Annotated in this window: 11 protein-coding genes and 1 tRNA gene; 8 read left to right on the forward strand and 4 right to left on the reverse strand. The window is 73.6% G+C overall.

Annotated features, from left to right (window positions below; genetic code table 11):
• Positions 1-35: 35 nt before the first annotated feature.
• Positions 36-1,352, reverse strand: coding sequence for a D-arabinono-1,4-lactone oxidase (locus ACIP9D_RS07085; RefSeq protein ID WP_350867989.1), 1,317 nt, complete (start codon positions 1,350-1,352; stop codon positions 36-38).
• A 225-nt stretch (positions 1,353-1,577) separates the two neighbouring features.
• On the opposite strand from ACIP9D_RS07085, the gene ACIP9D_RS07090 reads away from it, so the two are divergent.
• On the forward strand, positions 1,578-2,153 hold the full coding sequence (locus ACIP9D_RS07090) for a TetR family transcriptional regulator (protein ID WP_350868806.1): 576 nt from the start codon (positions 1,578-1,580) through the stop codon (positions 2,151-2,153).
• Positions 2,154-2,356: 203 nt separating this feature from the next.
• Here the strand turns inward: ACIP9D_RS07090 and ACIP9D_RS07095 are convergent, their stop codons facing one another.
• Positions 2,357-3,565 carry an amino acid deaminase/aldolase gene (locus tag ACIP9D_RS07095; protein ID WP_350867987.1) on the reverse strand — a complete coding sequence of 403 codons (1,209 nt, stop codon included), beginning with the start codon at positions 3,563-3,565 and terminating at the stop codon, positions 2,357-2,359.
• Between the two features lie 148 nt (positions 3,566-3,713).
• On the opposite strand from ACIP9D_RS07095, the gene tmk reads away from it, so the two are divergent.
• The 6 genes from tmk (at position 3,714) to ACIP9D_RS07125 (ending at position 9,915) form a co-directional block, all read left to right on the forward strand.
• Positions 3,714-6,056, forward strand: a complete 2,343-nt coding sequence (tmk, locus tag ACIP9D_RS07100; protein WP_350867985.1) for a dTMP kinase — start codon at positions 3,714-3,716, stop codon at positions 6,054-6,056.
• Entirely contained in the window at positions 6,056-7,294 is a 1,239-nt protein-coding gene (locus ACIP9D_RS07105; RefSeq protein WP_350867983.1) for a DNA polymerase III subunit delta', read from the forward strand. Before tmk ends, ACIP9D_RS07105 begins: the two co-directional genes overlap by 1 nt.
• A 141-nt stretch (positions 7,295-7,435) precedes the next feature.
• Positions 7,436-7,765: a YbaB/EbfC family nucleoid-associated protein gene (locus ACIP9D_RS07110; protein WP_350867981.1), complete on the forward strand. Its 330-nt coding sequence runs from the start codon at positions 7,436-7,438 to the stop codon at positions 7,763-7,765.
• Between the two features lies 1 nt (position 7,766).
• Positions 7,767-8,072: a hypothetical protein gene (locus ACIP9D_RS07115; protein WP_350867979.1), complete on the forward strand. Its 306-nt coding sequence runs from the start codon at positions 7,767-7,769 to the stop codon at positions 8,070-8,072.
• The gene (locus ACIP9D_RS07120; protein WP_350867977.1) at positions 8,072-8,758 is read left to right on the forward strand and encodes a hypothetical protein; all 687 of its coding nucleotides are present in this window, start codon (positions 8,072-8,074) and stop codon (positions 8,756-8,758) included. Before ACIP9D_RS07115 ends, ACIP9D_RS07120 begins: the two co-directional genes overlap by 1 nt.
• A 320-nt stretch (positions 8,759-9,078) precedes the next feature.
• Positions 9,079-9,915, forward strand: a complete 837-nt coding sequence (locus tag ACIP9D_RS07125) for a regulatory iron-sulfur-containing complex subunit RicT (protein WP_350867975.1) — start codon at positions 9,079-9,081, stop codon at positions 9,913-9,915.
• Positions 9,916-10,047: 132 nt separating this feature from the next.
• On the opposite strand, the gene ACIP9D_RS07130 is transcribed toward ACIP9D_RS07125, so the two are convergent.
• Complete coding sequence (locus tag ACIP9D_RS07130) at positions 10,048-11,835, reverse strand: metallophosphoesterase (RefSeq protein ID WP_350867973.1); 1,788 nt, start codon at positions 11,833-11,835, stop codon at positions 10,048-10,050.
• Positions 11,836-11,979: 144 nt separating this feature from the next.
• On the opposite strand from ACIP9D_RS07130, the gene ACIP9D_RS07135 reads away from it, so the two are divergent.
• Positions 11,980-12,053 (forward strand) — tRNA-Thr (locus ACIP9D_RS07135).
• A gap of 17 nt (positions 12,054-12,070) precedes the next feature.
• Here the strand turns inward: ACIP9D_RS07135 and ACIP9D_RS07140 are convergent.
• On the reverse strand, positions 12,071-12,574 hold the full coding sequence (locus tag ACIP9D_RS07140) for a tyrosine-type recombinase/integrase (protein WP_400449494.1): 504 nt from the start codon (positions 12,572-12,574) through the stop codon (positions 12,071-12,073).
• Positions 12,575-12,821: the final 247 nt, after the last annotated feature.

Consider the following 12,821-nt stretch of genomic DNA (forward strand, 5'->3'; position numbering starts at 1 on the left):
TAAAATCCGGGCGGCTACCGGAGGCAGACCGGCGTTCAGCCGCCGAGGGTGCGGGTCAGGTATGGGTTGGTGAAGACGCGGTCCGGGTCCAGTCGGTCGCGTACGGCCAGGAAGTCCGACCAGCGGGGATACGCGGGAGCGAGGGACGCCGCGTCGCGCCCGTGCAGCTTGCCCCAGTGCGGCCGACCGCCCAGCTCCGCGGCGACCCGTTCGAAGGCGGTGAAGTACGGCTCGTACGGCATCCCGACGTACTGGTGGACGGCGAGGTAGACGGAGTCCCGGCCGTAGCCGTGCGAGAGCCAGATGTCGTCGGCGGCGGTGAACCGCACCTCCACCGGAAAGAGCACCTTGAACGGCAGCCCGTCCACGATCCGCCGGAGCGCGTCCAGTGCCTCGCCGAGCGCCGCGCGCGGCAGCCCGTACTCCATCTCCACGAAGCGGACCCGGCGCGGGGTGCAGAAGACCTGGTCGGAGCGGCCGGTGTAGCGGCGTTCGGTGAGCGCTCGCGCGGAGACCGCGCTGATTCCGGGGGCGAGGGCGGGCACCGCGCGGCCGAGCCGGCAGGCGCCGGCGAAGACGGTGTTGGCCAGGAACTCGTCGTCCAGCCAGCCGCGCAGCCGGGACAGCGGGCGGTCGTGGGTGGGCACCCGGTCGTTGGTCTTGACCTGCACCCGCGAGGTGTACGGAAACCAGTAGAACTCGACGTGGTCGTGCGCCTCGATCAGCTCGGGCAGCTCGGCCAGCACCGTGGCCAGCGGGGCCGGCCGCTCGTGTGCGTGCAGCACGAACGCGTCCTCGCAGCGCAGCGTCACCTCGACCAGCACGCCGAGCGCGCCGAGCGAGACCCGGGCGGCGGCGAAGACGTCGGGATTCTCCTCGGCGGAGCAGCGCAGCACCTCGCCGGTGCCGGTGACCAGGGTGAGGGCCTCGACGAAGGTCGACAGGCAGCCGTACCCTCCGCCGGTGCCGTGGGTGCCGGTGGAGATGGCCCCGGCGACGGTCTGCGCGTCGATGTCGCCGAGGTTGGGCAGGGCGAGGCCGTGCCGGGCGAGCAGTTCGTTGAGCGCACGCAGGGTGATGCCGGCCGGTACGGTGACGAGCCGGCGTTCGGCGTCCACCCGTACGCCGGTGTCGAGCGCGGCCAGCTCCATCCGCTGGTCGTCGGCGAGGGCGATGGCGGTGAACGAGTGCCCGCTGCCGGCGACGCGGATCCGGTTGCCGGCGGCGCGGGCGGCCCGGACCGCCTCGGTGACGTCAGCGGTGCGGGCGGGGCGCAGGATGGTGGTGGCGGTGCCCCGCTGGTTGCCGGCCCAGTTGGACCACGGGACGGTGGACGGTGCGGTGCCGACCATGCGCACTCCTCGACATGAATATGAACTGACTTCATATCAGGAACGTTGTTGCTGGTAAATACCGCAACTGAGGTCCGCTCGTTGTACCGGTAGTCACGGACTCGTGACGTGCAGATATGTTCATCCGTCGAAGGGGGGTGGCGCCGAGTGTCCACACCAGCCGCCACGACCGGGCCGCTGCGCCGCGTACCGGTGCAGGGTCGAAGTGTCGCGCGGGTCCAGCGAATGCTGGACGCCTGCGCCGAACTCGTCGACGAGGTGGGGTACGAGGGGCTGACCACGACCTTGCTCGCCGAGCGTGCCGAGGTGGCGATCGGGTCGGTCTACCAGTTCTTTCCGGACAAGCGGGCGATCGTGCAGGCGCTGACCCTGCGCACGATGGAGTCCTACCTCCAGCGGCTCGACGAGCGGTTCGCGTCGGACGACATGACCCACTGGTGGGACGGCGTCGACGCGGGCATCGACGAGTACATCACGATGCACCGCACCGTTCCGGGATTCCGTACCCTGCACTTCGGCGACGTGGTCGACCTGCACCTGCTCGACGAGCAGCGGGACAACAACGGGGTGATCGCGGACCAGTTGGCCCGGGTGCTCACCGAGCGTTTCGGGCTGACCGACGTCCCCGAGCTCCGTTTCCACCTGGAGATCGCGGTGGAGGTGGCCGACGCACTGATCAAGCTTGCGTTCCGCCGCCGAGCCGAGGGCGACGAACGGGTGCTGCTCGAGGCCAAGGCGTTGATCCGGGACTACCTGCACCGCCAGGTGGACGCCCCGGCCAACGCCAGCAAGTCCGGCTGAGCCGCAGCTCGCCGCCCGCTAGGGAGCGGCGGCAGCGAACGGCCCGGGGTGCGCCGGGCGGTAGCGAACGGCCCGGGGTGCGCCGGGCAGTGGGGAACAGCGCCCGGGGTGCGCCGGGCGGTGGTGCGCAGGATCGACGGCCCGGGGTGCGCCGGGTGGCGGAACAGCAGGAACGCCTCCCCGGGGTGCGCCGGGCCGGCCAGTCAGAGGAAGGCGTGGCCCTCGCCCCGATAGGTGGGCACGGTCGCCACGACGGCATCCCCCTCGACCAGGTGCAGCTCGTTGACGTGCTCGCCCAGTTCACCCGCCTTCGCGTGCCGGAACCACACCCGGTCGCCGACCCGGAGCGTCGCCGCGGCGGCGCCGGCCAGCGGGGTCTGCACCTCGCCGGCCCCCTCGGCGCCGAGCAGCGTCAGCCCAGCCGGCAGCACCGGCCGGGGCTGCCGGCTGGCCGCCGCCGGGCCGGAGGCGATCCAGCCGCCGCCGAGCACGGTGGCCAGGTCGGGCGCCGGCCGGCGGACCACCGCACAGGCGAAGTATGCCGCCGGCGTGGGCCGCCAGGCACGGTACGCGTCGAAGAGCGTCGGACCGTACAGGCCGGATCCGGCGGTGACCTCGGTGACCGCGGGATCCGCGCAGGTCGCCGCCACGCTGCCGGTGCCGCCGCCGTTGACGAACTCCAGGTCGGCGTGCTCGCGTACGGCGGCCACCGCCGCTCCCCGGCGGGCCACCAGCTCGCGGTACGAGCGGCGCTGGGCCAGCCGGATCGCGCGGCCGAGCAACGCCTGCCCGGGCGGCGCGTCGCCGAGGCCGGCGATCTGTGCCTCGTACGCCATCAGCCCGACCAGCCGGAAGCCGGCGCGGCCGGCGACGGTGGCGGCGAGCGCGCCGGCCGCCCGGGCGCTGTGCACCGGTGAGCGACGCACCCCGACGTGCACCCGTCCGCCCAGGGGTCGCCAGGAGGCGTCCAGGTCGAGGCAGACCCGCAGCTCCGCCCGCTGGCCGGGGGAGCGCACGGTGTCGATGAGGTCCAGTTGGTCGGTGCCGTCGACCATCAGGGTGACCGCCCCGGCGAGCGCGGGATCGGCGGCGAGTTCGCCCAGCGCCCCCCGGTCGACGGTGGGGTACGCCACCAGCACGTCGTCGGCCACACCGGCCCGGACCAGCCAGATCGCCTCGGGCAGGGTGAACGCCATCACCCCCCGCCAGCCGCTCCGGCGCAGCGCCCGGCTGATCAGCTCCCGGCTGCGTACCGATTTGCTGGCCAGCCGGACCGGCTTGCCGGCGGCGAGCCCGGCCAACGCGCTCGCGTTGGCGTCGAAGGAGGTCAGGTCGACCACCGCGTACGGCGGGTCGAGGTGGGCGGTCGCCCGGTCCAGGCGCTCGCGAAGTTTGTCGCTTTCGGTGGCCACGTGTGCACGCTAACTGTCCGGCGGTCAATGCGAAACACCCTCGCGTACGCCTGGGTGCGGCCGATGGCCCCGGCGGCCTAGGCTCGGCGAGCAGGAGAATGTCACGGGTGGGGCGGCCCCCCACCGGGTCTAGAGTGTTGCACCGGGGATGCCCAGCGATGGGCCGGCACGTGGAGGTACGGCCATCGAAAGCCAGAACAACGGCGAGTCGTCCGGCGTGTCGCCGTCCGACGGCCAGCCCGCGGAGCGGGTGGGACAGATGGGAAGCACCTCGGGTCCGCTGGGCAGCGCCGCGGGGCAGATCGGTGGTGCGGCCGGCCAGTCCGGCGCCGGATCGCCCCCGCCGGCCGGCAACCAGACCGACCGCTCCGGCCTCACCGCGATCCGCTCGGTGCTGCGCATCCGGCCGTTCCGGCGGCTCTGGATCGTGCTCGGCGCCGCCTCCTTCGGTGACTGGCTCGGCCTGCTCGCCACCTCGGTCTTCGCCGCCGCCCAGGTGCAGGGCAGCACCGCCAAGGGCGCGGCCTTCGGCGGCCTGATCGCGATCCGGTTGCTGCCGGCGCTGGTGCTCGGCCCGGTGGCCGGTGTCCTCGCCGACCGCTTCGACCGGCGCTGGATGATGGTCATCTGCGACCTGCTGCGCTTCGTGCTCTTCGCCTCGATCCCGCTCTACGCGCTCACCGGGGCCAGCGGGGCGCTCGTGGTCACCTGGGCCCTGATCGCCACCTTCCTGATCGAGTCGATCACCCTGCTGTGGATCCCGGCCAAGGAGGCCGCGGTCCCCAACCTGATCCCGCGCGCCCGGCTGGAGACCGCCAACCAGCTCACGCTCATCACCACGTACGGCCTCACCCCGATCGCGGCGGCCATCGTCGCGGCGGTGCTGGACCGCAGCGTGCGCGGGCTGGTCGGTGGCGACCTGCCGAACTGGGCCGAGCCGGCCCAGCTCGCGCTCTGGGTCAACGCCTTCTCCCGGCTCGCCACCGCGCTGGTCGTCGCGTTCGGCATCAAGGAGATCAGCCGGGCGCAGGCCGCCCAGCGGGACCGCACCGAGCAGAGCATGACCAAGCAGTTCGCCGAGGGCTGGCGGTTCATCTCGCAGACCCCGCTGGTCCGGGGCCTGGTGCTCGGCATCTTCGGCGCGTTCGCCGGTGGCGGCATCGTGATCGGCACCGCCCGGTTCTTCGCCAACTCGCTCGGCGCCGGTGACGCCGCCTTCTTCCTGCTCTTCGGCGCGATCTTCATCGGCCTGGCGCTCGGCATCGGGCTCGGCCCGATGGTCGTCAAGGAGATGTCCCGGCGTCGCTGGTTCGGCATGAGCATCGTGCTGGCCAGCGCGGCGGTGATGACCCTGGCCTTCGCCATCCACCTGTCGATGGCGATCGTCGGCGCGGTCCTGGTCGGCGCCGGCGCCGGAATGGCCTTCCTGGCCGGCACCACCCTGCTCGGTGGGGAGATCGCGGACGAGGTGCGCGGTCGGGTCTTCGCGGTGGTGCAGATCGGCACCCGGCTGGTGCTGATCCTGGCGATCGCGCTGAGCAGCCTGCTCGCCGGCGTCGGCGGCTCCCGCAAGCTGGAGATCGCCGACCTCGGCCTCTCGATCTCGTCCACCCGGTTGCTGCTGCTCGCCGCCGGCGCGGCCGGCATCTTCGCCGGGATCAGCGCGTTCGGGCAGATGGACGACAAGAAGGGCGTACCGGTCCTGGCCGACCTCTGGGGCTCGATCCGGGGTCGTCCGCTGATGCCGGCCGAACCCTTCGTCTCCAACGGGCTCTTCGTGGTCTTCGAGGGCGGCGAGGGCGCGGGGAAGTCCACCCAGCTGGCGCTGCTCGCCGAGCGGCTGGGGCAGAAGGGCCGGGAGGTGGTGGTCACCCGCGAGCCGGGCGCCACCGCGGTGGGCGAGCGGATCCGCTCGCTGGTGCTGGAGAACTCGGGCGACGAGGCGCCGTCGCCGCGCGCCGAGGCGTTGCTCTACGCCGCCGACCGGGCCCACCACGTGGCCACCGTGGTCCGCCCGGCGCTGGTCCGCGGCGCGGCGGTGATCAGCGACCGGTACGTCGACTCCTCCCTGGCGTACCAGGGTGCCGGGCGCACGCTTCCGGTCGACGAGGTCTCCTGGCTCTCCTCCTGGGCCACCGGTGGGCTCAAGCCCGACCTGGTGGTGCTGCTCGACGTCGACCCGCAGACCGGCCTGTCCCGGGTGTCGGCCCGCAACCAGGACGCCGACCGGCTGGAGGCCGAGTCCGTCGCGTTCCACGAGCGGGTCCGGTACGCGTTCCTCGACCTCGCCGCGGCCGACCCGAAGCGCTACCTGGTGCTCGACGCGTCCCGCCCGGCAGAGAAGATCGCCGAGCTGGTGGCCCGGCGGGTCGAGGATCTGCTGGGCGACCCCGCCGGCATCGTGCACCCCCGGCCGGCGCAGGGACCGGACACCTCGGTGCAGCCTGAGTTATCCGACGCGGAGCTGGTGACGATGGAGCATCGGACCTGATGTCCGACGTCTTCGCCGACCTGGTCGGCCAGGACGAGGCGGTTGCCACGCTGCGCCGGGCCGCCGCCGCGGCGGCCGCCGTGCTCCGGCACGCCGCCGATCAGCCGGCGCTCGCGCTCACCCCGGCCGGGCCGGCCGGTGGCGCCGACCCCGGTGCCGGCATGACCCACGCCTGGATCTTCACCGGGCCGCCCGGCTCCGGGCGTTCGGTGGCGGCGCGCGCGTTCGCCGCCGCGCTCCAGTGCGCGTACGGCACCGGCTGCGGCGAGTGCCCCGGCTGCCACACCACGCTGACCGGCACCCACGCCGACGTCCGGCTGGTGGTGCCGGAGGGGCTCTCCATCGGCGTGAACGAGATGCGGGCGCTGGTGCTGCGCGCCGCCAGCACCCCGTCCGGCGGGCGCTGGCAGGTGGTGGTCATCGAGGACGCCGACCGGCTCACCGAGGCGGCCGGCAACGCGCTGCTCAAGGCGATCGAGGAGCCGCCGCCGCGCACCGTCTTCCTGCTCTGCGCCCCGTCCACCCACCCGGACGACATCTCGGTGACGATCCGGTCGCGCTGCCGGGTCGTACCGCTGCGGCAGCCGCCGGCCACCGCGGTGGCCGAGGTGCTGGTCCGGCGGGACGGCATCGCGCCCGACGTGGCGCAGTGGGCGGCCGCGGCCGCCCAGGGGCACGTCGGTCGGGCCCGCCGGCTGGCCCGCGACCCGGAGGCGCGCAAACGGCGCGAGGCGGTGCTCGCGGTCCCGCGCCGGTTGACCGGGGTGGGTGCCGCGTTCGACGCGGCGTCCGCGCTGATCGAGGCGGCCGAGGCGGAGGCCGAGGCGTCGGTGGCGGAAGCCGACGCCAGCGAGCGGGCGGCGCTGGAGACCGCGCTCGGCGCGGGCGGCACCGGCCGGGGCGCCGCCGGTGCCATCCGAGGTGCCGCCGGGCAGCTCAAGGACCTGGAGAAGCGGCAGAAGTCGCGGGCCACCCGGGCCCAGCGGGACGCCCTGGACCGGGCGCTGGTCGACCTCGCCGGCTTCTACCGGGACGCGCTCACCATCGCGCTGCGCGCCCCGGTCGAGCCGGTGCACACCGACACCGCCGCGCTCGCTGGCGCCGGGGCGCAGAAGTGGGACGCCGAGGGGGCGCTGCGCCGGCTGGAGGCGGTGCTGCAGTGCCGCGCCGCGATCGAGACGAACGTGAAGCCCCGGATCGCCGTCGAAGCGATGATGCTCGCCCTCTGGCGGGGCTGACCCCCGTCCGGCCTGCGGTCCCGCTTGCCGGACCGGTCATCCACAGGCATCGACAGCCTCGATTGGCGTGCGGTACGGTCCGGAGGCCGCGGTGACGGCGGCAGCACGCTCAGTGATGATCAGTCCGGGAGGAGCCCGCGGATGCCACGGGGGGAGATCGACGAGGCCTGGATCGAGGAGGCGGTGCGGCGCTACCGCCGGATCGAATCCCTCCAGGCCGAGTTCGACCAGGCGGTGTCCACGGTGGAGGTCACCGTGCGGTCGCCCGACGGCCTGGTCGAGGTGGTGGTGACGGCCGGCGGCCGGATCACCGACGTCCGATTCCTCGGCCCGCTGCACACCCGCAACCCCCGCGACGTGGCCGGCTCGGTGCAGGCCGCGGTCACCGCCGCCGCCGACGCGGCCGAGTGGGCCCGGGAAAAGCTGCACAACGAGACCTTCACCGCCTACCGACCGCTCGCGGGAGCCTGACATGGACGCCCTGCGCGCCCTCGCCGCGCGCCTCGACCAGGCGAGCGCCACGCTCAGCACGCTCTCCCACACGGTCACCGCCGCCGATCCGGCCCAGGCCGCCTTCGGCGTCGACGCGCCCGGGCGTCCGGGTGAGGTCGGCCGGGCGCTGCACCGACAGTGGATGACCGCCACCGATCACCGGGCCCGGGAGGCCCGCGCGGCCGCCGGTCGGCTCAGCGCAGCCGCCGCCGCGATCCGGGAGGCGGCCGACCGCTACACCGATGCCGACCGGGGCGCCCGGCGGCGGCTGGGCGGGGAGGCGTGATGGACGCCCTCGACCGACTGGCCGAGCCCGGCCTGGATCTGTTGCGCCGGGTCGACACCCTGCTCGCCGCCGGCGCCCCCGAGTCGCACCGGGTCTGGCCGCTGCTGCGCCGGATGCAGGTGCTGCCGGGTGATGCCGTCCGCGCCTTCCTCGACCTGCACCCCGCGCCGCTGGCCGGTGCCGGGCACGCGGTACGCCGGCTGGTCCGCGGCTACGACGACGTCTCGGCCACGCTGGCCGATCCGGTGCTCTGGTCCGGGCCGGGCGCTGAGGCCTACGGGCAGGCGCGCACGGCGCTGCTGCACCACCTCGAGGAAGGTCCGGAGAGCCTGGTCGGCCGGCTGGAGTCCACCGCTGGCTACGCCGACGCGTTGGCCGACTGGGTGGAGGGCAGCCGACTGACCCTGGCCCGGGCGCTGGCCGACGTGCTCCGCTCCGCCGAGGCGGTGGCGGTGGTCGCCGCCACCTCGATGTCGGCCGGGTCGGTGGGCAGCTCGGGCCCCGCCGGGCCGGGGGTGGCCGAAGCGGCCGAGATCGCCGCCCGGGTGCTGGCGGTGCTCTGCGTCGCCTACGACGGGGCGGAGACGCTGCTGCGGGAGTGGGCGCCGAGCCTCGCCGAGTCGACGTGGCGGCCGTCGGTGGTCGGCCGGTCCCGCTACGACGCCCCCACCCGCGTCGGCTGGTAGCGGCGCGGTCGGCTGGTAACCGTGCGGCGTTCGCGCCCCGGACAGTCCACGGCGCCGCGCTCGGGCGCCCGGTCGACCGGGCACCGGCTGCGACGCCGTGGACTTCCCCCTGCACCCCCCGCAGGTCTGCCTCCACTCAACGCCTCCGCCGGTCGTTTGTCGCCCATGCCGACCCGGATTCAGCCGTCCGGGCGAGGATCAATGGCACGACGGGCTGGCCGGTGGGTCGGTCAAGTCGACCGATGTGAATGGCTGCACGGTGTAGTCGTTCGGCGACGCCCGGCCGGCCGGTGGCCGGGGATCCGTCGTAGGGTGGGGGCATGGGCATGCTCTGCGCGGTCAGCTTCAACCGGTACGGGCGCCTCTACTACCTCGACCCGGGTGAGCTGCGTCCGCAGGTCGGCGACAAGGTGCTGGTGCCCACGGACGACGGGCCCGAGGTGGCGGAGTGCGTCTGGGCCGCGCAGTGGGTCACCGAGGAGACCGACGGCTTTCCCAAGCTGGCCGGCCTGGCCGGCGAGGACGACCTGCACCGCGACGAGGCGCTGCGCCGGCGCAAGGCCGAGGCGAAGGTGGCTGCCAAGCGGCTGATCCGGGCGCACGGCCTGCCGATGAAGGTGGTGGCCGTCGACCACGTGCTCGGCGCCGACGACGGCGGCGAACGGAGCACGATCTACTTCACCGCTCCGCACCGGGTCGACTTCCGCTCGCTGGTCCGCGACCTCGGCGCGACCCTGCACTGCCGGGTCGAGCTGCGCCAGCTCTCCGCGCGGGACTCGGCCCGGGTGCAGGGCGGCATCGGCTCCTGCGGGCGGGATCTGTGCTGCGCCACCTTCCTCACCGACTTCGAGCCGGTGACCATCCGGATGGCCAAGGACCAGGACCTGCCGCTCAACCCGCTGCGCATCTCCGGCGCGTGTGGCCGGCTGATGTGCTGCCTGAAGTACGAGCACCCGCTCTACCAGCGCTTCCAGGAGTCGGCCGCGCCGATCGGGGCCCGGGTCTCCACGCCCGAGGGCGACGGCCGGGTGGTCGGGCACAGCGTCCCGCGGGACTCGGTCACCGTCCGGTTGGACGCCGACGGCTCCCGCTGCTCCTGCTCACGCGCCTCCGTCTGCGCCCCCCGCCAAGCCCACGACCAGCACTACACCCCCTAACCCCCGGTCCCCTCCCGCACCCCACCCCACCCTCCCGCCGGCCCACGCCGTTGATCATGAAGTTATTGCCAGCCGGATCGGCGTGTCGACGCAATAACTTCATGATCAACGGGGGTGGGTGGGGGTGGGGGGTTAGGTGAGGGTGATGGGGGGTTCGGCCAGGTGGGGGGTCAGCGGGGTCTTGGGGGTCAGCCAGGAGGACGTCGGGGACTGGTTGGGGTTGACCTGCCAGTCGCGGGCGACCCGGTCGACGGCGACCGGGTAGATGGTCAGCGTGCCGTCGGGGTCGATCCGCATTCGCAGGAACGCTTTCGAGTCCTCAATGCCCTGACCGGCGAAAAGCTCGTTGACGTTCACCCCGAGGGCGCTGGCGACCAGCAGGTACGCCGCCACCAGTTGGCTGGCGACCAGCCCGCTCACCGGCCCGTAGAGCACCGCCGCGGCGACCGCCGGCAGCGGCCACGGCCAGTCGTAGAAGGGCAGTTGCAGCCAGGCCCAGGTGCCGGCCGCGCCCAACCCGACCTGGGCCAGCCCGTGCCCGACGCCGAGGATCCAGTGCCGGGCGTGCCGCTTGCCGCCGGCGTTGGGTGGCTTGGCGAAGAACGCGGCGCCGAGCAGCGTCACCACCAGCATCAGCACCAACGGCACGCTGAACAGCCGCTGCTCGGTGGTGCCGACCCGGTTCGCCGCCACCCCGGCCATCGCCAGCATCAGCAACGTGTGCAGGGTGCCGAGCAGGGTGGTGAAGCCCGGGTTGCGCAGCGGCAGTCGGGGGAAGATGCCCCAGCCGTACCGCCGGGAGCGGGCCGCGTCCGGGTAGCGGGCGACCAGGTCGTACGGGCGGGTACGGCTGGACCGGCGGGCCAGGGTGTCCTTCGGGGGTACCTCGATCCGCTCCGGCAGCTTGTGCGTCGGGTAGAGGTAGGCGCCGCCACTGCCACAGGTGACCAACTGCCGGTCCGGGCCGGCGTACCGGGCGTAGTGGTGCAGGTCGCCGGAGATCAGCAGCCGGACCTGCGCGCCGGTGGGCGAGATGATCGTACGGATGAAGTAGTCGATCGAGTCGTACGCCGTGGGGTGGTCGGCGGCCTTGACCCAGGTCGGCGCCGGCACCGCCAGGATCACCCGGCTCTGCGGCCCCAGCTTCTCGGCGACCGTGTCGAAGTAGGCCAGCTGCGGATCGTCCAGGTATGAGCCGGACTGGTCGTCCAGGCCGAGCAGCCACCAGTCGGCCGGCAGCTCGACGGCGAAGTAGGAGCGGGACTGGCCGGTGCCCCAGCCACCGAAGTGCCGGTCCCGCGAGCGGACGAAGAGCCGCAGGAAGGCGGTCAGCCCGTCGTACCAGTCGTGGTTGCCGGGCACCGCGAAGAGAGTGGGGCGCTCGGGCGGGCTGACCGGCAGCGCCGCCTGGTAGGGCCCCTTGCACCGGTCCTCGTACGCCTCGTAGGCCGCCGACGGATAGACCTGGTCGCCCCCCATCACCAGGGTCTGCGCGCGGGGCAGCCGGTGCCCGTCGACCTCCAGCTCGGGCTGGGCGAGCAGGTACGCCACCGAGTAGGTGGCGTTGAAGCCGTCGCCCAGGTCGGCCACGTAGTCCAGCCACAGCCCGCCGTCCGGCCCGACCTGCCGCTCGATCCGGGCGTCGAGGGAGTTCTGCAACTCCCGCTTGTCCAGGTACGCCCCGAAGAGCATCGCCAGCAGGGTACGGATGCCGGTGCTGATCAGCAGGAACGGCGCGAGCCACGGCACCGGCCTGCGCGGGGTGAAGCCCAGCTCCAGCGGGTCGGTGGTCCGCGGCCGGCGGGCCGCCCGATCGCCGGCCGGCTCGCTGGCGCTGCCCGGGACGCCCGCCGATCTGCCGGCGGACGGGTCCTCGGGATGCGCGGCCGGCTCGTCGGGGCGGGGGTGATCATCGGTCACCCGCCGCAGCGTAGTCCCGACCGGGCACGAACGCTGTCCGGCGAACGACGGAACGCACCCGATGTCCGGCTTGCCGGCCCGGCCGCGCCCCGGGGGTATCCGGTTCGGCCCGGGTCGGGGTGTGCCGTACACTTGACGATCGTTGCCGCCTTAGCTCAGTCGGCTAGAGCGACGCACTCGTAATGCGTAGGTCGACGGTTCGATTCCGTCAGGCGGCTCGGTACAGAAGCCCAGGTCAACGACCTGGGCTTCGCCGTTTCCCAAGGTCGACAGCCTCGCCGCCGGCCGTGCCAGTCCGCAAATCGTCCGCATCCCGCGCCGCGACCGCCTCGTCCAGCCGGTTGGCAACAGCGTCCAGGTCGTCACCGAACAGCCCCGCGTACACGTCCAGCGTCATCGACGCCGAGGCGTGCCCAAGCATCCGCTGCACCGCCTTGACGTTCGCACCCGCCGCCACGGCCAGACTCGCGGCCGTGTGCCGCAGATCGTGAGGAGTCAGCCCAGCCAGCCCGACCGACGCCGCTGCCGGCGCGAAGACCCGCGACCGGAAGTTGGTGTTACGCAGCGGCCCGCCGTTCGGAGCGGTGAACACCAGCTCGTCCCGGCGCTTGCCGGCGACGTGCGCGGCCAACTCGTCGACGAGGAACCGCGGAATCGGCACCGAACGGCGCTGATGGTTCTTCGGCGTACCCTCGACCAGCTCTCCGCCAACCTCGGCGAACGCCACGGCGACCGTCACCCGACGCCGCAGGAGATCAAGGCGGCCCGCAAGGCGGGCCGCGCCGGCCCGGCCCCGGCCTGCTGGCGACCTCCGGCCGGCATCGGCCGGGCCGGCCGGCCACGCTGACGGACGACCAAGATTCGAAGACCTCGGGGCTCCGCCCCGAACCCCGACCCTCCTCAGAGATGCCGCCACGGATCACCTCGCCGGGCACCACAAGGGCTACCAGCCTCCCCGGACGGGGCCAAGGTCGTTCGTCCGGTAG

The sequence above is a fragment of the Micromonospora sp. NPDC093243 genome (genome assembly GCF_044753725.1).
In the GTDB taxonomy this organism is placed as follows: Bacteria; Actinomycetota; Actinomycetes; order Mycobacteriales; family Micromonosporaceae; genus Micromonospora.

Excerpts from the sequence above, each read along its gene's own strand:
- tmk (WP_350867985.1), top strand. The coding sequence starts at position 3,714 with ATGCCCAGCGATGGGCCGGCACGTGGAGGTACGGCCATCGAAAGCCAG.
- ACIP9D_RS07120 (WP_350867977.1), top strand. The coding sequence starts at position 8,072 with ATGGACGCCCTCGACCGACTGGCCGAGCCCGGCCTGGATCTGTTGCGC.
- ACIP9D_RS07090 (WP_350868806.1), top strand. The coding sequence starts at position 1,578 with ATGCTGGACGCCTGCGCCGAACTCGTCGACGAGGTGGGGTACGAGGGG.
- ACIP9D_RS07105 (WP_350867983.1), top strand. The coding sequence starts at position 6,056 with ATGTCCGACGTCTTCGCCGACCTGGTCGGCCAGGACGAGGCGGTTGCC.
- ACIP9D_RS07110 (WP_350867981.1), top strand. The coding sequence starts at position 7,436 with ATGCCACGGGGGGAGATCGACGAGGCCTGGATCGAGGAGGCGGTGCGG.
- ACIP9D_RS07085 (WP_350867989.1), bottom strand. The coding sequence starts at position 1,352 with ATGGTCGGCACCGCACCGTCCACCGTCCCGTGGTCCAACTGGGCCGGC.
- ACIP9D_RS07125 (WP_350867975.1), top strand. The coding sequence starts at position 9,079 with ATGGGCATGCTCTGCGCGGTCAGCTTCAACCGGTACGGGCGCCTCTAC.
- ACIP9D_RS07115 (WP_350867979.1), top strand. The coding sequence starts at position 7,767 with ATGGACGCCCTGCGCGCCCTCGCCGCGCGCCTCGACCAGGCGAGCGCC.